The organism is Candidatus Poriferisocius sp. (genome assembly GCF_965202595.1).
Lineage (GTDB): Bacteria > Actinomycetota > Acidimicrobiia > Acidimicrobiales > Bin134 > Poriferisocius.
Map to the genome: position 1 here is coordinate 1,534,962 of NZ_OZ241836.1, position 18,556 is coordinate 1,553,517.

The 18,556-nt window shown below is 58.8% G+C and carries 11 protein-coding genes; 4 read left to right on the forward strand and 7 right to left on the reverse strand.

All coding sequences use genetic code 11. From position 1 onward, the window contains the following. Positions 1–81 precede the first annotated feature (81 nt). Positions 82–5,238, reverse strand: coding sequence for a fibronectin type III domain-containing protein (locus ACOGXC_RS07125; RefSeq protein WP_419917511.1), 5,157 nt, complete (start codon positions 5,236–5,238; stop codon positions 82–84). Positions 5,239–5,584: 346 nt separating this feature from the next. Here ACOGXC_RS07125 and ACOGXC_RS07130 point away from each other — a divergent pair, with 346 nt between their 5' ends. Continuing rightward, positions 5,585–6,562, forward strand: coding sequence for a GDP-L-fucose synthase family protein (locus ACOGXC_RS07130; protein WP_419917512.1), 978 nt, complete (start codon positions 5,585–5,587; stop codon positions 6,560–6,562). On the opposite strand, the gene ACOGXC_RS07135 is transcribed toward ACOGXC_RS07130, so the two are convergent. The 5 genes from ACOGXC_RS07135 to ACOGXC_RS07155 form a co-directional block, all read right to left on the reverse strand. Further along, the gene (locus ACOGXC_RS07135) at positions 6,520–7,860 is read right to left on the reverse strand and encodes an LCP family protein (RefSeq protein ID WP_419917513.1); all 1,341 of its coding nucleotides are present in this window, start codon (positions 7,858–7,860) and stop codon (positions 6,520–6,522) included. The genes ACOGXC_RS07130 and ACOGXC_RS07135 overlap by 43 nt on opposite strands. Positions 7,861–7,899: 39 nt before the next feature. Beyond that, positions 7,900–8,994, reverse strand: a complete 1,095-nt coding sequence (locus ACOGXC_RS07140) for an IS1595 family transposase (RefSeq protein ID WP_419917514.1) — start codon at positions 8,992–8,994, stop codon at positions 7,900–7,902. Continuing rightward, positions 8,894–9,391, reverse strand: coding sequence for a transposase (locus ACOGXC_RS07145; RefSeq protein WP_419917515.1), 498 nt, complete (start codon positions 9,389–9,391; stop codon positions 8,894–8,896). The genes ACOGXC_RS07140 and ACOGXC_RS07145 overlap by 101 nt, the downstream gene beginning before the upstream one ends. A 198-nt stretch (positions 9,392–9,589) precedes the next feature. Continuing rightward, entirely contained in the window at positions 9,590–10,072 is a 483-nt protein-coding gene (locus ACOGXC_RS07150) for a hypothetical protein (RefSeq protein WP_419917516.1), read from the reverse strand. A 362-nt stretch (positions 10,073–10,434) separates the two neighbouring features. Then, positions 10,435–11,757 carry a fibronectin type III domain-containing protein gene (locus ACOGXC_RS07155; RefSeq protein ID WP_419917517.1) on the reverse strand — a complete coding sequence of 441 codons (1,323 nt, stop codon included), beginning with the start codon at positions 11,755–11,757 and terminating at the stop codon, positions 10,435–10,437. A 2,270-nt stretch (positions 11,758–14,027) separates the two neighbouring features. Here ACOGXC_RS07155 and ACOGXC_RS07160 point away from each other — a divergent pair. Both ACOGXC_RS07160 and ACOGXC_RS07165 read left to right on the forward strand, forming a co-directional pair. Then, positions 14,028–15,044, forward strand: a complete 1,017-nt coding sequence (locus ACOGXC_RS07160) for an anthranilate synthase component I family protein (protein ID WP_419917518.1) — start codon at positions 14,028–14,030, stop codon at positions 15,042–15,044. 40 nt (positions 15,045–15,084) lie between these two features. Continuing rightward, positions 15,085–15,957 carry an aminotransferase class IV gene (locus ACOGXC_RS07165; protein WP_419917519.1) on the forward strand — a complete coding sequence of 291 codons (873 nt, stop codon included), beginning with the start codon at positions 15,085–15,087 and terminating at the stop codon, positions 15,955–15,957. A 49-nt stretch (positions 15,958–16,006) separates the two neighbouring features. On the opposite strand, the gene ACOGXC_RS07170 is transcribed toward ACOGXC_RS07165, so the two are convergent. Beyond that, positions 16,007–16,720, reverse strand: a complete 714-nt coding sequence (locus ACOGXC_RS07170; RefSeq protein WP_419917520.1) for a biotin--[acetyl-CoA-carboxylase] ligase — start codon at positions 16,718–16,720, stop codon at positions 16,007–16,009. Positions 16,721–16,801: 81 nt separating this feature from the next. On the opposite strand from ACOGXC_RS07170, the gene ACOGXC_RS07175 reads away from it, so the two are divergent. Next, positions 16,802–18,556 (forward strand): acetyl/propionyl/methylcrotonyl-CoA carboxylase subunit alpha, encoded by a 1,755-nt coding sequence (locus ACOGXC_RS07175; RefSeq protein WP_419917521.1) that lies wholly within the window; start codon positions 16,802–16,804, stop codon positions 18,554–18,556.

An 18,556-nucleotide genomic window follows, 5' to 3' on the forward strand; every position in this document is an offset into this window, starting at 1 on the left:
AGTAACAGGGGCGGGTCCCCGCCGGGGTTGACCCAGGGTGGTAGGGGACACCCCGGCGGGGAGAAATAGGATGGAGGTGGGCTAGTTGCAGATGTCGTTGTTCAAATCAGCAACGCTGTCGCCGTAGTTGCCGCGACCCAAGCGGCGGCACTCCTCGGCCAGGATGGCTCTGTACTCGTCGCGATAAGTGGCGGCCAGAGTGTCACCGGCTTTTTGGCGGGCTATGGCCTCACGCCGCGTGTACGGCAACGAGCACACATCGGCCACCCCATCACCATCACTGTCGAGGGGGTAGGTGGTGAGCCCACCCAGGGAACGGTTGGCGCACCAGGAGGGACCGGTGATGGTCCCCGAGTAGTAGGGGCCCCCATCGTTGGGAGGCGGGAACCCCGGAGCGGCGAGGGTGTCACCCCCGCAAGCCTCGCTACCGGGCTGGTTGGCGCACTCGGCGTTCACGAGCCGGCGATACAGGTCGGAATACCGGTTGGCCAGGGTGATAACCGCGTTATGGCGGGCTATCGCCTCACGGCGGGTATACGGCAACGAGCACACATCGGCCACACCGTCACCATCGCTGTCGAGGGCGAACAAGCGAGCCCCACCCAAAGAGAACTCCGCACAGAAACTCGGACTACTGATCGGGCCGGTGTAGTACTCCTCATCACCAGCCCGATCATCACCAGGAGTGATGGTGGGCGAAGTACCCGCAGAGCCGGCACCCACCGCGTTCACCGCTCGCACCTCGAACACATAGGCCACCGGACCGGTACCAGTATCGACACCGGATATGACCGCGCTGGTCACCGCCGCACCAACATCAGCCCAATCACCAAAATCGGCATTACCGATACGGGTACGCCACTGCCAACCCGTCACCACAGACCCCCCATCACCACCCGCCATCCAAGTAACGGTGATGGTGCCATCGATGGCGGCAGCAGACACAGTGGGGGCAGCGGGTACCGCAGCAGGTGTCGCCGTAACAGAGGCCACAGCGCCGGCACCCATCGCGTTCTGGGCTCTTATGTGGAACGTGTAACTGGTGCCATTAGTCAGATCCGACACCGGCACCGAGGTGGCATCAGCGCCCAAACCCATCCCAGCCAAATCCACCCACTCACCATCATCAACCCGCAAATGCCAACCCGTCACCACAGAACCCCCATCGGTGCCCGGTGTCCACGACAAAGAAACCGTTTCGTCACCGGGCGTGGTGGTAACCGTGGGTGCAGCGGGGGCGGTAGCAGGGGTTGCAGTGTCAACCCCAACAGCGCCGTTGCCCATGACGTTTTGGGCTCGGACTTGGAAGGTGTAGGTGGTGCCATTGGCGAGATTCTGAACCGGCACCGAGGTGGTACCAGCAGGATAACCAACCCACTCACCATCGCCGGTGCGCAACTGCCAACCCGTCACCACCGAACCACCGTCACCACCCGGTGTCCAGCTCACCGTCACCGTCTTGTCACCAGCCGTGGTGGTAACCGCCGGCGCATCAGGCACCGTCGCCGGTGTCACCGTCGCGGTAACGGCAGTACCAGCACCAATCCTGTTCAGCGCTCGGACCTCAAACATATAGGCAACACCATTGGTGAGACCATCAACCTCACGGGTCGTGACCTCCGCAGCCACATCAACCCAAGCCCCGTAACCAGCGGTGCCGGTTTTCATCCGGTACTGCCAACCACTAACCACAGCAGCCCAATTGGACTCCCCCACCACACCGCCAGCACCAGCACTCCAATCCAAAGTAACCATCGTGTTGCCCGCGGTGGCTTTCACCGACGGCGCCGGGGGCACCGCGGAGGGGGTGACCGCATCGGACTCAAACGCCGCCCCAATCACCTGAACATCGGTGGTTACCGCCCGCACCTGGAAGATGTAGGCCCGCCCGTTGGCGAGATCATCCACCACCAAACTACGAGCCGCCGCCCCACCAGTGACCGCTGTCCATGAACCGTAACCCCCACCAGCAGTTTTCATCCGGTACTGCCAACCCGTAACCGTGCTAGCCCCCGTGTTCGTTGCCGCCCACGCCAGCGTGACCTGCCCATCACCAGCAACAGCAGTCAACGCCCCACCAGCGGGTGCGCCCACCGGTGTCACCGGACCAACCACCCCCGCGGCCGGACCGGCACCGAACTGGTTCACCGCCCGCACCTCAAAGTCATAAGCCACCCCGTTGACCAAACCCCGCACCGGCACCCCTGCCGATTCCGCCAAATGGCGGGCCGGTGGAGTGATGCGAGCCCCCAACGACTCCCACGCATCAAAACTGCCACTACCGCTGCGCCGCATCCGAACCTCATAGGCCAAAACCGCAGAACCACCCTGAGGGGCCAACAAAGAGATCCTCACCCCACCATCGGCCGGTGCCACTGCCACCTGACGGGGCGCGGTGGGTGTCTTACCGGGGGTGACGGATAATGACTGCGCCTGCGCGCCGTTACCGGAACCTGCTGGCAACTGCCCTGAGTGGGTCCAATCGGCCAGCGCGTTCACGGCCCGCAACCGGAACCGGTACGATGAGCCGTTGGTCAAGCCTTTGACCGTTGCCGAAGTCGTTGACGGCCCCGAACCCGGAATTGGTGTCCATTTGGTGTCCCATTCACCGAACGACGTGTTACCCGCGGTTCGTTCCTGTTTGATGTATTCCCAGCGGATGATCGGCGGACCCCCAGAACCCACCGAGGTCCACGACAACGAAATCTGGCCATCACCACCGGTGGTGGTCAACCCGGCTGGTGCTGGGGGGTTCACACCGGGTATCACCACCTTATCCGGGTTGGTGTCGACCCCTTTTTCCAGCAACAAACCAGCACCGTTGGAATACAAAACCACACCGGGCAACATGGCGGTGCCGTGCCGGTTCAGCGCCCTAACCCGAAACTCATAGGACACCCCGTTGCGCAAACCCGACACCGTAATCCCGTCGGTGGTAACACTGGTGCTGCTGGTATCCCGGTTCGCGAACCTCTTACCAACATTGGCCACCGCCCACGGCGACCACTGGCCCCCTACAGGGCGATACGAATACTGCCAAACCGAGTCATCATAAGTACCCTCAGCATCAATAAAAGCATTCTCATAAACAATCGTGGTGTAGCGGCCGGCGGTCGTGGGTCGAACGATGTTCAACCTCACCTGACCATTACCCGGCACCGCCAACACCTCCGGACGAGTCCGGGAATCGCCGCCCCAGCCCGAAGCACCCGGCAAAGGCGGAGCCCCGAAAACAAACGACCCCGACTCGCGCGCATAACCCGCACCCACATCAGTCATCACCCGCCACCGAAACGTGTAAGTCTCCCCAACCCGAAAAGTCACCTCATCAAAAAGCTCAGTAGCCCTGGTCAAACTACCCACCTGGGCGATCCAACCACTCCACGGCCCGTCACCAACCCTCCACGACCACTCATACCGATGAGCAGGCGATGCCCGAAACTGGCCACCATTCGACCAGCCGGTACCGCCCACAGCATTACCGGCCAGCAAACCTGCACCCATATGAGGGCGACCATCGGTACGGGGATCATCGGTGTAACCCCTCAAAAATACACTAGCTGCCTTAGCGGCAACACCTTTGGGAAAGTTCACCCTTACCACCCCCGACTCCAAACCCTCACCAACCGCGTTCTGCGCCCTTACCACAAAATAATGATCCCCCACCCCCATACTCCAAGCACACTCAGAACAGCGATTAAGACCGCCACGATCATTGGGAACCTCACCTCGTCCCAACGTCACCGACCGCAACCCAGCGCACGTCGGATCCGCCCCCTGGCTGTTGTCACACAAATCCACCCAATTCTTACCAACCAAACCTGCCACCGTCGCTGAGCGTTTGTATTCCCACTTCGTTACCGGCGAACCACCATCAGAACCCGTCCACGACAAAACCACCTGATGCAACCCCAACGCATAATCCGACACCGGCACCGCAGACACCGCCGGTGCTGGCGGCACCGGCCCCGGATAAACAACCCCCGCCTCAGCCACCGCACCAGCGCCAACACTATTCACCGCCCGCAGGCGGAACCGGTACCCCACCCCCGCCGTCAAACCCTGAACCGTATAAGACGTGACCGGACCACCCGGTATCGCCACCCAAGCACCCCAATCACCATCACCAGCCCGAACCGAATACTCATACCGCCGAAACCCCTTGCGTTGAATACTGGCCGTAATACTGGCCGGCCGCCTCCAACTCAACGCCACCGACGACTCCGCAGGTACCACCTCCAAATCAGTAGGTGCCTCCAACACCACACCCGGCGACACGAACCCAGAACGCGCCGCCACACCCGCACTCAACGCGTTAACAGCCCGCACCTCAAATAGGTAATTCTTGGTATTATCCAAACCCCTCACGTTATGAGACCTAACCCCAGCCCCGCCAGGAACCCGATGCCAACCAGCTTGCACCAACGCCGTATGAGTCTCGGCCCACCGAACCTCCCAACCCGTCACCGGCGAGTGAACAACTCCGGGCGGTGCCCATGACAGCAACGCTGACTTATCACCCGGTGTTACCACAAAGTTACGAGGAGAACCCGGTTTGCCTGCTACTACAATTGGTCCTACCTCACCGGTGGCACCGTTGCCGTGTTTGTTGACCGCCCGCACCCGGAATGAATATCCAATCTCGTTGGTCAACCCCTTGACCACGAATGATTCGCGATCCCCAGCCGCGTTGCCGTCATCAGCCATCACCGACCACCCCGACCACTGCCCGTCGCCTTGTTTGATCGCGTACTCATACCGCAAAATATCAGTGAACCCCGACCCGGCAACCTCACCGGCAGCCTTGGCCCACTTCAGTGTGATTTGGGAGTCCCCGGGAACCGCCCGCAAACCCGCCGGAGCGGGGGCAACACTGGAAATACGAACCGAAGTCGGATCCGCAAACTGGGAAGCACCCGCACCAGCAGCGTTCACCGCTTTGACATGGAACTGGTAATGAACACCAACCATCAAATTCGACACCACAAACGACCGGGCAGCCGCACCACCAGGCACCGGCCACCACACCACCCCACTACGATCCCCCGAAGCGGTCCTTACCTGAGCCGAAGTCGGAACCCACGTACTCCCACCATCGGTCGACCGCGAAAACGTGTACTCATAACGCGCAACACTCTCAGCATTCGCCCCCGGTGTCCACGACAACCGCACCCGCCCACCATCCAACACCACCACCGACGGATTCGGATACCCCGGCACACCCGACTGCGCACCCACACCCCCCACCCCAACCAACACCGAACCCAACAACCCCACCAAAACCAGAAGCCCAAACCAGGGCAGCGCTACACGACTACCCCCCCCCCCTACTGAATCAAACCGACCAGCCATCACAAGGCCACCCTTCCCGAAACGACCAGAACCCCAAAGCCCCAGCCAAAAACGATTAGCAACACCCCAACACTACCATCACCCCCCCCCCCCCCCCCGCAAGTACCCCCCACAAAAACTTTGACCCCCACACCAAAGAGCCAGCCATGCCGTGGAGCTGGCCTGCCGCCTCCCCGCCGGGTTCGACCGGCAGCACCGGTTGCTGGTGCCAATTGGTCGTAATGTGGAGTTGATGAGCAGTTTCTGGGCCAACAAGCAGGTTCTCGTGACCGGGGGAACCGGGTTCTTGGGGCAAGCGGTGTGCCGGGTGCTCAACCAGCAGGCTCCAAAACTGATGGTGGCCCCCTCCCGAGCCGATTACGACCTGAGCGATCCGGGCGCGGCCCAAAGCCTGCTGGCCGAGACCCGGCCCGACGTTGTTATCCATCTGGCCGCCCGGGTGGGGGGGATCGGGGCCAACCGGGAACGGCCCGCCGATCTCTACCTTGAAAACCTACTTATGGGTACAAACGTCATAGAGCAGTGCCGGTTGGCGGGGACGGAACGGCTCGTGGTGGTGGGCACCATCTGCTCCTATCCCGAGCACACTCCGGTGCCGTTCTCGGAGCAGTCCCTGTGGACCGGGTACCCCGAGAAGTCCAATGCCCCCTACGGCATCGCCAAACTGGCTCAACTGGTGCAGCTTCAGGCCAACCGCGACCAGTACGGCCAGCAGGGGATCTACCTGATGCCCACCAACCTGTACGGTCCCGGGGACAAGTTCCACCCGTCGGTGTCCCATGTCATTCCCGCCCTCATCAAGAAGTGCGTGGAGGCAGTCGAGGCCGGTGACGACCATATAGAGGTTTGGGGCACCGGAACCGCCAGCCGGGAGTTCCTCTACGTGGACGACGCCGCCCGGGGAATCCTGCTGGCCACCGAGCATTACCGGGGTCGTGAACCGGTAAACCTGGGAACCAACCAGGAAATGCCCATCAAAGAACTGGTGGAGTTGGTGGCCGAGGTGGCCGGTTTCACCGGGCGGGTGGAATGGGACACCACCAAGCCCGACGGTCAGCCCCGCCGCTGCGTGGACACCGGTCGGGCCCGGGAACTCTTCGGATTCGAGGCCTCCACCCCGTTCACGCAGGGGCTGCGCCGCACCTACCAGTGGTACATGGCCAACCGTCAGGAGGCCGAGTCCCGGGGGCGGCCGGAAATGGTGGCGTAGTCGCCCCCCACCACCAACTCCACATCGGCACCGCTGATACCGGTCACCAGCTCCAGCCGTGGTGCGGGCTCGACATACCGGGCCAGCGTCTCCGCCTCCGCCTCAAATCCCTCGGTGTAGCGAACCACGGTTCTGGCCACATCGAACCGGTCGGCGTTGCCCCGCTCCACCACCGAGAACCCGGCCAGTTCCAGGGCAACCTCCACCCCGACCACGGTGCCCGACGGGGCCCCGTTCAGCACCCTCACCCGCACTCCGGCCAGGCTCCCGGCCCGGAAGAACTCCAGCGCGGGCCGAGCCTGTTGCTCCCTCAGCAAGAGCACCTGCTTGCCGTCCCTCACCGCGTCAACCACCGGCAGTTCGTAACGCTCGATCTGATCCACCCCGAACGATCGGAACTCGTTGCCCAGATTCACCAGCCGGCCAACGGTGATGCGGTCATCCAGGGTAATGCTCGGGTTTTCTCCGCCCAGCAGCTCGTCGACCACCCGCCGCAGGGTCAAGGGGTTGCGGATGCCTTTCTCAACCGCCCGCTTGAGGGTGGCCACCACGAATTCCTGCTGGCGCTGGTTGCGCTCCAAATCGTTCCACACCCCCAGCCTCACCCAGTCGTTGTCGTCGTCCGGGTCACCCCCCTCAACCAGCGTCAAGGGCCGGCGGGTCCGCGCGTAGGCCAGGGCGGTGTCGGGGTCGAGGGGGAACACCCCGGCCTGCTCGATCCGCAATCCCACCGAATCGTCCCGGATGGGCTGGGCGATCTGAACCGGAACCCCGTCCACCGCTTCGACGATCTGGAGGAATCCGGCAAAGTTGACCTCCACGTAGTGGTGGACGGGTACGCCCAAATACTCCGACACGGTGTCGATCAAGGTGGCGGCCCCGCCCATGGCTCGAGCGGCATTCACCCGGTCGTGCCGTCCCTTACCGGAGATGGGCACCCACAGGTCGCGGGGAATCGACAGCATCGCCACCCGGTCGGCGTCGGGGTCGATGCGAACCAGGATCACCGAATCGGTCAGCAAGGTGTTGATGTCCCGGTCGATGTGGATGGGACTGCCGGGGTCGATGCCCGCCGCGCTGTCGATCCCCACCAGCAGGAAGTTCTGGGCCTCCGAGTCGCCCCGCTCCTCGAAGGACAGGGACAGTCCGACCGACACCCGGGGGATCCTGTCGATTCGTGACTTCACCATGGCCAGGCCGACCGCTCCCCCCACCGCAGCCAGAAACACCAGCAAACCGGCCAGTACCACGCAGAGTTGCGCCCAAGTCCTCCTCCCCTGCCCCCGGCGGCGACCCATTACCCACCAGTGTAACAGCTCGCCTATTGGTGCGCGCTATTAGTTAGAATTAGGGCTAGGGCAGGTAGTAGTTCCTTGCTGAGAAGTTGCTACCATTTCAGTTGTTCTGTCCCCCTCAACTAGATAGCTAGCAACAGTAAATGAGTATTGCTCTCCAGGAGTTGCATCAACAGTAGCGGAGGTCGTCCCAAATCTTACTTCCTCAATAATCACCTTTTGATTGCCTGATTCTCGGACCCAAAATCCAGTAGTATTACTACTATTACTAGCAGCGACAGGCTCCCAACTCACTGTCAAAATTTTCCCATCTTCTGAACAAGTTACTTCTACAGAAGTAGGGGAGTGTAAATCAGTATATGATTCTCCTGACGAACGGTAAAGGAGGCTGCTAAAAGAGCCTGGAAATAAATGAACAACATCCGTTAAGATATACAAAACAGACAGTCCTAAAGTAGCCCCTACGATGCCCAGACATGCATGTTTTATCAAAAACAGTGCTTTGGGTACTTTACCCTCGGGCCTTTTAGGGCGCTTGCCCTTCTTCTCAAGAGAGTTAGAGAAGTCATCAATCACAATATCTTCATCAACATCTTGTTGCTGCTTTTGAAATCTGTTAGCCTTTTTCATTCTATTGTTCATTTTCAAGCGCTCGTACTCTCCCACGAATTCCTCAACTTTGACCACTTGACTGAATCCTTCGCGGTCTGGCTTTGCAAGTTCGCAGAAAAGTTCGCGAGTCGTCCGCTCCGGTGTTATGCGGTCATCCACGAACCCTCGCAGGGTCACCCCGTCCACAGCATCAACCACCTTGCCGGTCGCCCGATCCTTGATCCCCACAACAGGAGTCTTGTCCACGCCACCGCGCCCCGTCAAATCTGCACGCTTGGCGGCGTGCAGATTGCGGGCATTACCACCCATGCAGGTCTCGTCCACCTCGACCGGCCCCTCAAACATTACCTGCGGGCCTTCGGCGGCGAACGCCTCGCGGATGCGTTGTTGCATGAAGCACGCCGTTTTCTGGGTTATCCCCAGGTCACGGTGCAACTTCATCGACGACACACCTTTGAGGTTGGTCACATCCAGGTAGATGGCGTAAGCCCACTTCTGTAGGGGAATCGGGGACTGTGCCGTCACTGTCCCCGTTTTCACGGAGAAGTAGCGCTTGCACGCCCGGCACCTTCGCGTGATTGGCCTCGTAGGTATCATCAGAACCACAGTTCGGGCACACCCTGCCGTCTGCCCAGATGATCGCCTCGAACCAACGGCGAGCCGCTTCCTCGTCTGGGAACATCTGGGCCAACTCCAGTAGCGTTATACCGGTACGATGGCTTTTAGCAGGAGCTTTACTATAGGGGCTTATATATGTGACTAGCCAAACTGCTGTTGACCTGGGGAAATGGGCCACAGAGAAAGTGTCGATTGTGTCGGTATAATAGTAAGTATGGAGAATAAGAAATCCTCGGGTAAAGGGCCGGGACGGTCGGGTAGGAAAGGCATTTCCTTGCCTCAATTTTTTCGACTCTGCACACATCCGCAGCCGCCACTCTTTTGTTTGGCATCTACCCCGCAGCCATAACCCACTTCACCGATGGCACCCTCCTAGCCCTCTCCCACCAGCAACCCGCCTGAGTAATATGGCCAGTTCGACTGCGGCCCAAGTAAAGCCGCACTGAAAGTCCTGCTAAGACATCTGCGGGAGCTGCTCTGTTAATGCTTGGACTTACTCTACCTATTTTTGTTGGTGAAGAACATCCTCACTTTGGAATGGGACAGATACCCAACCTGGCCATCTCATATTAAAATAGTATATACTTGCCAAAATTGTATATAAGCCCAAAATAACTCCTACGACTAAAGCAAAAAATCCTGATAAGCCCACGAGCATTAAAGATATAGCCACAAAGTAAAATAAAACTATAGTTATTGAGATTAATATACAAAAATAAACAAATGGAAGTTGTTTTCTTAAATTAGGTGGCGATTTTAGGCCTATCTTATGCCCAATAACTACATAGCATAATACTAGACAGCTACACATAAAAAAACTTATACCATGCCTAACAAATCCAGGCACTTTAAAAGTTTCATAATACTTTCCATCCAATTGTATTTGGAAAAAAACCGCGCCACTAACAAGCAAAGTGCACAAAAAATAGAAAATAAGTTGCTGCAGCTTTTTTTCTCGACCTACATACCTTCTAACTAAATTCATGGTATATTCTTTCTATCTTTCCGGCCAAACCACAAAATGTTTACAACATAAAAATATAGATACCCGAAAATATAAAATGCTATAAATAATGCTACAAGGATAGCAACCAGCCTAAATCTAGGTGGCATAAATGCTATAAGTAGTTCACTTACAAGCAAATAAGCACCTGAAATAAATAGCATACAACAAACAAGCGATCTTCCACTCTTAGGTTGTATATCATTTCTGCTCATAGCCTTTATGACTTTTATCATATATATTTTAATTCCTGCTTTTAGGTACCTTTGGAAAGAAAATAAAGTACTTCTAGTGTATCACTTGTGTTGATTGATGTCAAATGATGGCAAGTCAACCAGTGCTAGCTAGCAGGTAGTGGTGTCACTTTGGTAACCATATTCCGAGAACTTACGTAAAGTAGATGAGTAGCTACTTATAGCAAAGGAGTACTTAGTACCAGCAGTTGCATTGAAGGTAACCGTTGAGCCATTGGTTACTCTTTTGGCTAATCCAGAACCATACCGATCTGAGACATCATACCAAGCAATCGGCACGGTTGATTCGTCGTCCCAAGTGACTGTGATAGTTGAGCTATTCGAGGAGCACACAGCTCTTACATTAGTAGGGATAAGCAATCCTCTAGGCACAGGAGTGGGCCTGGGTGTGGGGGTAGCGGCTACCGATTTCGAATGTGTGCCGGTACCAGTACTGTTTATGGCCCTTACCTGGAACCGATATTTCACACCCCCGGTCAGACCTGATACTGTTAATGAAACAGTATCATCATTGGAACCAGGTATGTTAGTCCATCTACCCCATCGTTTTTGTCCTACCTTTTTTCGATACTGATACTTCGTGATCGAAGTATTGTCAGGATCATCCCAGGATAATACAACCTGCTCAATACCACCTACCACAGTCAAACCGTTCGGTGCCGATGGCTTGACAACAGGAACAGGTGTAGAGGAGGGAGTTGGTACAGGTGTGGTAACAGATGCAGAGCTGCAAGTGGTTGTTCCATCCTGTAGAAGCCAAGATGAGTATACGCCCAACTTGGACGAGTAACCTATTACAGCAAAAGAATAGGCAACTCCAGAAGTTATATTATTGAAAGTGATTTCAGTAGTACCACCTGTTGCAATTAGTGTTAAAGGTTCAGTAGCACGACGTCTTTGCATTGAATTGACCGTTTCTTGAACAGTATACTTACTAGTCTGACCGCTCCTATCACCTAACCAAATAACTTTAATACTTGTGCCCTTAACACAGCTTGCAAGCACATTACTAGGATCAGTTAAAGGTTGCTGTGGAGGAGGGGTAGGGGTTGAAGTCGGTGTAGGTGCTGGGGTCGGAGTTGAAGTAGGTGTTGCTTCATTACCCAACCACAAACGTTCAATATCCTCTTCAAGACCACAATAAGCGTCCGTTCCTGCAACACCAATCCCATACGCTAGAAAACCTTTACCCGGATTTAATGTTATAGAAGTGGTTATACCTCCTGCTATAAAGCCTGCTAATTGTGGTGATATTCGACCACATATTGCTGCACGGACTCCTGATTCTTTGGAGTACTTATAAGCAATATAAATTGTCGGAAGGACTGCAGGAACCCCAGGCAAGAAAGCTAGATACCTCTCTGGTGTTCTTTTGATGCTACTAGCTAAAGCCTCATAAGCATTTTTGAACATACCTGCTATATCTATTGACTGGTTTTCTGCTAGTTCATAGCAATCATACCAACTCCTACTTCTAGTATTGCTGTAACCGTACCAGATCTTGTATCCACTTTGTGTTGTCAGTAGTGGACTATGTTTAGAGTCAGCTTGGCTGTGGTATCTCCATACATTGTCACCAGGAGCGCTTTCAGGTACAGGAGGATTGTCAGAAATAGCTAGTTTTATATCTTGGGATGGGCAAACTGCCTCATTTAGTCTCCAGCATACATATTCATCTGACGTAGACTTGACTTTTTTGTACGTCCAAAAATAACCCCAATTAGCTAAATTCCTATAAGGATTTGAAGCGGTGAGTGGAGGGGTTGGATATTCAGCAGATATTTGAAGTTGATATGGTTTTTCAATGTCTCCTTGTGGACAACGGCTCGCGGTTGTTGGAGTTGGGGTAGGTGTCGGAGTGCTAGTAGGTGTTGGACTTGGAGTAGCAGTGGGGGTGGGTGTGGGTACGGCTCTACATTGGTTGTGGTTATAAAGTTCCTGGCCCGTGCCACAGGAATGGTCCGCATGGCAGGTAAAGCTATTGTGGTCATGGTGGCCTAGGTGCTGCCCACTGGTACAGGTGTGATCGGCGTGGCATATACCCTGTTCAGGAGCCCCTAAATAGGTGTGTTTGTGCTCACCAACCCCAGGGCTGCAAGGAGGCTTAGGAGCAGGGGTTGGGCTAGGGGTAGGCACAGCAGTGGGCCTTGGAGTTGGACTAGGAGTGGGTGCAGCGGTAGGTACAACAGTGGGCCTGGGGGTTGGGGTTGGGCGTTGGCAAGTTGCTGATGCGGTGTTGGACCATGATGAGCTCTGGTATCTGTTGCTATCCGAGGTGACCGCTTGAACTTGGAAACTGTAACTGACTCCAAGGTTGACGTTTCTAGCTCTCGTTATAGTGTTACTACCTCGATAAGACAAGCGAGCATTGATCGCTTTAGCATAATAACCGCCAGCATTAACCACTGGAGTCCAAGACAAAACAATATCACTACCACTAGACGAACAAATTACAGATAAAACAGGAGCAGAAAGACGAGAAACTGGAGTGGGATGAACACAGCTTCTACCTTTCAAAACATGGGACACCCCAGACGAGGAACCACCATGAGCACTCACACCAGCACAGGATAAACCAACCGGACGGTTAGCAAAAACACACCTATCACCCTGAACATTACCTTCCGAACAAGCAAACCTAGGATCTGTAATATGATAGCACCGCTGATTTTCAAGCAAATAACCAGAACTACATTTATAATCCGGTGCCCCAACCTGCACATAACTCTGCTTAACACACTTACTACCCTGAAGCGCACCCTGCCCCGCCTTACAATACAACTTAGCAACACTATACCGAACACACGCATCCCCTGAGAGTGAATAACCACTAGGACAAACCGGAAGAGTCGTCTTATGAGTCGTCGGATGGTAACAACCATTAAACAAAGGCCTATACCCCTCCGGACACTGCCTAGAAACAATATGCTTACAAACTTTCACACCAAACGCACCAGTCGCCAACGTACCAGAAGTACAACTATAAGAAGCCGCTGCCGTAACCTCTACCCGCCTAACACAGACACCCCAAAACAAAAACGCATCACCCTCACAAGGCTCAGCAGCAACATAAGAACTGCTCTTACACCGAAAAGACCCACTAACAAACCCCCAACTCAACCGAACAGCCTCATAACCCGAAGGACAAACCGGCGTAGCAGCAACAGACGACCTAACACACGCCGTACCAGCAGCATCCAGAACATACCCACCAGAACACGTCACCGCTGACGGCTCATGAGCCTCAACCACCGGCACCCCATCAGGAACCGCTACAACCAAACCGCTTGCCAGCAACAACACGGCCAGCAGCAACAACAACGCTCGCCGAGCGCTGGAACTTCCATGGACAGCGGGGAGAGCTTCAGCTCCCCGCTCGGTTTGCTCTGCCGATTTATTGGCAGAGGAAACCGAGCGGGGAGAGCTTCAGCTCCCCGCTCGGTTTGCTCTGCCATCTCAGAGGGCTCCCTTCGGGAAAACAAATTTTCAGCCACCAGCTACACCTGACGACTGTTAGACAACATACACCATAACAACCGGAGCACGCAACCCCAAACAGAAAAAAATTGGGAACAGACACCCAGGACCGATGGATGTGTACCGAAACAGCGTAGTCGGCATGCTCCCAGGAAGTAGTCTGCTTTGCTCTCCCACTGCCACCGCATCGAGTTACACTGACCGCGATGGAGATGGCGGCCATTGCCGTGGTGGGGTGCCATCTGTGTTCGGATTTGGCCGAGGTGACCGGGGACCTGGGGGCCCTGGATTCGAGCGGGTTCTGGGCAGTGGCCATCGACTTCCACGGTCAGGCGGTGTGTGCCCGCTTCAACTCGGTCCGCCCCGCTCGTCCCTGGAGGGGCCGCCCCTGGAAGGGACTCCCGGCCGATACCTGGACGAGTTCGCTCAACCGGGACGGTTTCACCACCAGGGTGTCGGCCATCCGGGAGATGATCGCGGCCGGCGATGTCTACCAGGTCAACCTTACCCGCCGCCTGAGCGCCCCGCTCGTTCACCCCAACACCGACATCGCCGCGCTGGGGGCAGCGCTGGCCGAGGGTAACCCCGCCCCCTACGCCGCCGTGCTGCGCCTGCCCGAGCACGGGGTGCACATAGCCTCGGCCTCACCCGAGCGGTTCCTGGTGCGCAACGGTTCGTGGGTGGAGTCGTCCCCCATCAAGGGCACCGCAGCCGATCCGCGGGGGCTGACCCCGAAGGACCAGGCCGAGAACCTCATGATCGTGGACCTTGTCCGCAACGATCTGGGGCGGGTGTGCGAGTACGGCACGGTCAGCGTGCCCGCACTGTTCTCGCTGGAAGCCCATCCCGGATTGGTCCACCTGGTGAGCACGGTTCGGGGCAAGCTGGCCCCCAACCGCGGCTGGTCGGAGCTTATAGATGCCACCTTCCCACCGGGGTCGGTAACCGGGGCCCCCAAACCGGCCGCTCTGGATGTGATCGCCGCCCTGGAGACCCAACCCCGGGGGGTTTACTGCGGCGCGGTGGGTTGGGTGGATGCCGACCGGAAGCAGGGCGACCTGAACGTGGCCATCCGCACGCTCTGGCTGGAGGGCGAGCACCTCCACCTCGGGACCGGCGGCGGCATCACCTACGACAGCGACCCCGAAGACGAGTGGCAGGAAACCGAGTTGAAGGCCAAAAGGCTGCTAGCCGTTGCCACCGGGGAGCACATACCCCTATGACTTCTGGTGACATGACCTCAACCGGAGAGCACGTAGCCTTATGACCTCCGACAACCCTATGACTTCTGGCGACATGACCTCCGGTAACCCCCGCATTGTCTGGTTCAACGGATCCCTGCTTGCCGAGGATCAGGTGCGGATATCCCCGTTCGACCACGGCTGGTTGGTGGGCGATGCCGTGTTCGAGACCCTGACCATCGTGCGGGGGATGCCGTTCGCGGCTCGCCGCCACCTGGAGCGGCTCAACCGCTCGGCCGAACCCCTGGGAATCGCGGTGCCCGATACCGGCACGCTGAGGGAAGCCATGATCTCGGTGGCCACCGCCAACGGCCTTCGGGAGGGGCGGCTGCGGATCACCGTCAGCAGCGGCACCGGCCCGCTGGGCAGCGACCGGGGTACCGGCCCCCCAACCGTCACCGTGGCCGCCGGTGAGCAAACCCCGTGGCCGCTCACCACCGCGGTAGCCACCGTCGACTGGACCATCAACGAGCGCGGCCCCCTGGCCGGCCTCAAAACCGTCTCCTACGGGGCCAACGTGCGGGCTTTGGCCTCGGCCAAGGCGGTTGGAGCCGGCGAAGCCGTGCTTGCCAACACCCGGGGGATGCTGTGCGAGGGTACCGGCAGCAACGTCTTTCTGGTGCACCAGGGCCGGTTGATCACCCCCTCGCTGGCCTCGGGATGCTTGGCCGGGATCACCCGCCAACTGGTGATGGAGCTGACCGGCGCTACCGAGCAGGATGTACCCATCGGTATGCTGGCCTCGGCCGGCGAGGCGTTCTTGACCTCCACCACCCGCGACGTGCAAGGCATCCACGCCGTTGATGGCCACCCCATGGCCCCCGCCCCCGGCCCGATAACCATCGCCGCCGCCCAAGCCTTCGCCGAACTCAAGGCCGGCAACCTCGACCCCTGATTTTCCACCCCCCGGCCCCATCCCCCCAATTACCATTACCAACCGCTTGCTAATCGCTTCGCAGGTTCACCACGTCTCCCACCACAACCCTCTTTCCCCCTCTCAGAACCAACCCACCCCCCTCGTCCAGATCCTCGGCCAGTCCCTCCAGCACAACCCCATCGGCCATCCGCACCGACACCATCTGGCCAACCGTCACCGACTCGCTCCGGGCCGCCTCCACCAGCGCCAACCGACCCCCGCGCTCGGGCACTGCGTCCATCCACCGGGACAACCCGGGCAGGATCGCGGCCAGCAGAGCTTCGCGTTGCAGCGCAAAACCGCACACCTCCTCCAGGGCGATGGCGATTGCTGCCGCCTCCGGGGGGGCCGCCCCCGCCAGCACATTGAGACCCATCCCCACCACCACGGCCTCCAGCCGCTCCCCCACCACCACCGACTCGGCCAGCACGCCGGCCAGCTTGCGATCCCCCACCACCAAGTCGTTGGGCCACTTCAATCCGGGGCGCACCCCCGCCAGCGCATCGCAGGCCTCCACCGCCGCCAGCGCCAGGGCCGTGGTAACCAGGTGGCTGTCATGGGGACCCAGCCGGGGCCTCAGCAGCACCGAGAACAGCAGGCTCGATCCCGGTGTCGCCCCCCAGGACCGCCCCCTCCGCCCCCGGCCGGCCCGCTGGTAATCGGCCACCAGCACCACTCCCGACTCCTGCCCCTGCCGGGCCGCGGCCAGCAGATCGGCGTTGGTCGAGCCGGTCTCACCCACCCACTGGATTCGAAAACCGCCAATACCGCCCAAATCGACCATTATTCGTGAGCTTGAGAAATTGTCTGCCACCATATTGCCGTGCTGTCCAAGGTACTGGTCGCGAACCGGGGAGAGATCGCCGTTCGGATAATCCGAGCCTGCCGGGAGATGGGCATCACCACGGTGGCGGTGTACTCCGAGCTCGACCGCAACGCCCTCCATGTGCGCATGGCCGACGAAGCCTACGCGCTGGGGGGTCGGACCGCCGCGGAGAGCTACCTGAACACCGATGCGATCCTGGACGTGATCGAGCGTTGCGGGATCGACGGTGTCCACCCCGGATACGGCTTCTTCTCGGAGAACGCCGACTTCGCCCGGGCCATAACCGGCCGGGGGGTTGCGTTCATCGGTCCCAACCCCGAGGCCATCGAGATCATGGGCGACAAGATCTCCGCCCGCCGAGCCGCCGAGCGGGTGGGGGTTCACGGGGTTCCCGGCACCACCGAACTCATCACCGATCCCGAGCAGGTGCGGGCGTTCGGAGCCGAGAACGGCTACCCGGTGGCCATCAAGGCCGCCTACGGCGGGGGCGGGCGGGGCATGAAGGTGGTGGCCGGCGAGCACGAGGTCGCCGAAGCCATGGATTCGGCTCAGCGGGAGGCCCTCAGCTATTTCGGGCGTGATGAGATCTACATGGAGCGCTACCTGGAACAGCCCCGGCATGTGGAAGTGCAGGTGCTGGCCGACAGCCACGGCAACTGCGTTTACCTGGGCACCCGCGACTGCTCGGCCCAGCGCCGCCACCAGAAGCTGATCGAGGAGGCACCGGCCGCCGGCATAGACCCCGATGTTCTTGCCGCCATGGGTGAGGCCGCGGTCAAGGTGGCCCGGGGCTGCAACTACGTGAACGCCGGAACGGTGGAGTTCCTCTACGAGAACGGGCAGTTCTACTACCTGGAGATGAACACCAGGCTCCAGGTGGAGCACCCGGCCACCGAGCTGGTCACCGGGATGGATCTGGTGGAGCAACAGATCCGGGTGGCCTCCGGCGAACCCCTGGCCTTCACCCAGGACGACATCGCCATTAGCGGTCACGCCATCGAAGTGCGTATCAACGCCGAGGATCCGGCCGGGGGGGCCTTCTTGCCATCACCGGGACGGATCACCGACCTGCGGCTACCCAGCGGCTACGGAACCCGTTGGGACGGGGGCTACGAGGCCGGGGACGAGATAAGCCAGTTCTACGACAACCTGGTGGGCAAGCTGATCTGCTGGGGCCGGGATCGGCCCACTGCCATTGCCCGCACCCTGCGGGCCCTGGACGAGCTGGAGGTGAGCGGGGTGGCCACCACCATCGAGGCCGACAAGGCCATCCTCTCGCATCCCGATTTCGCCGCGCTGGCCCACTCCACCAAGTGGGTGGAGGAAACGCTGGACCTCACCGGTGTGAAGAGCCCGGTGTCACCGGGGACGGCCGGCGAGGAGGATCGGGTACGGCGCGACCTAGATGTCGAGGTCAACGGGCGGCGGTTCTCGGTGCGGATGTGGCTACCGGATGACCATCGGGGCGCGGTCGTGGCCCCGGGCCCGGCCAAGCGTCCCCCGCGGGCCGGTACCGCAAGAAGCGGGGGAAGCGGAGGAAGCGGCGACGTCACCGTCCCCATGCAGGGCACCATCGTCAAGGTAATGGTCGCCGCCGGTGACACGGTGGAGGCGGGAGACCCCATTGTGGTACTCGAGGCCATGAAGATGGAGAACAATGTCTGCGCCGAGAAGTCGGGCACGGTGCTAGAGATCCGGGTGGCCGAGGGCGACGCGGTGGGGGGTGGCGATGTCGTCGCCGTCATCGAATAG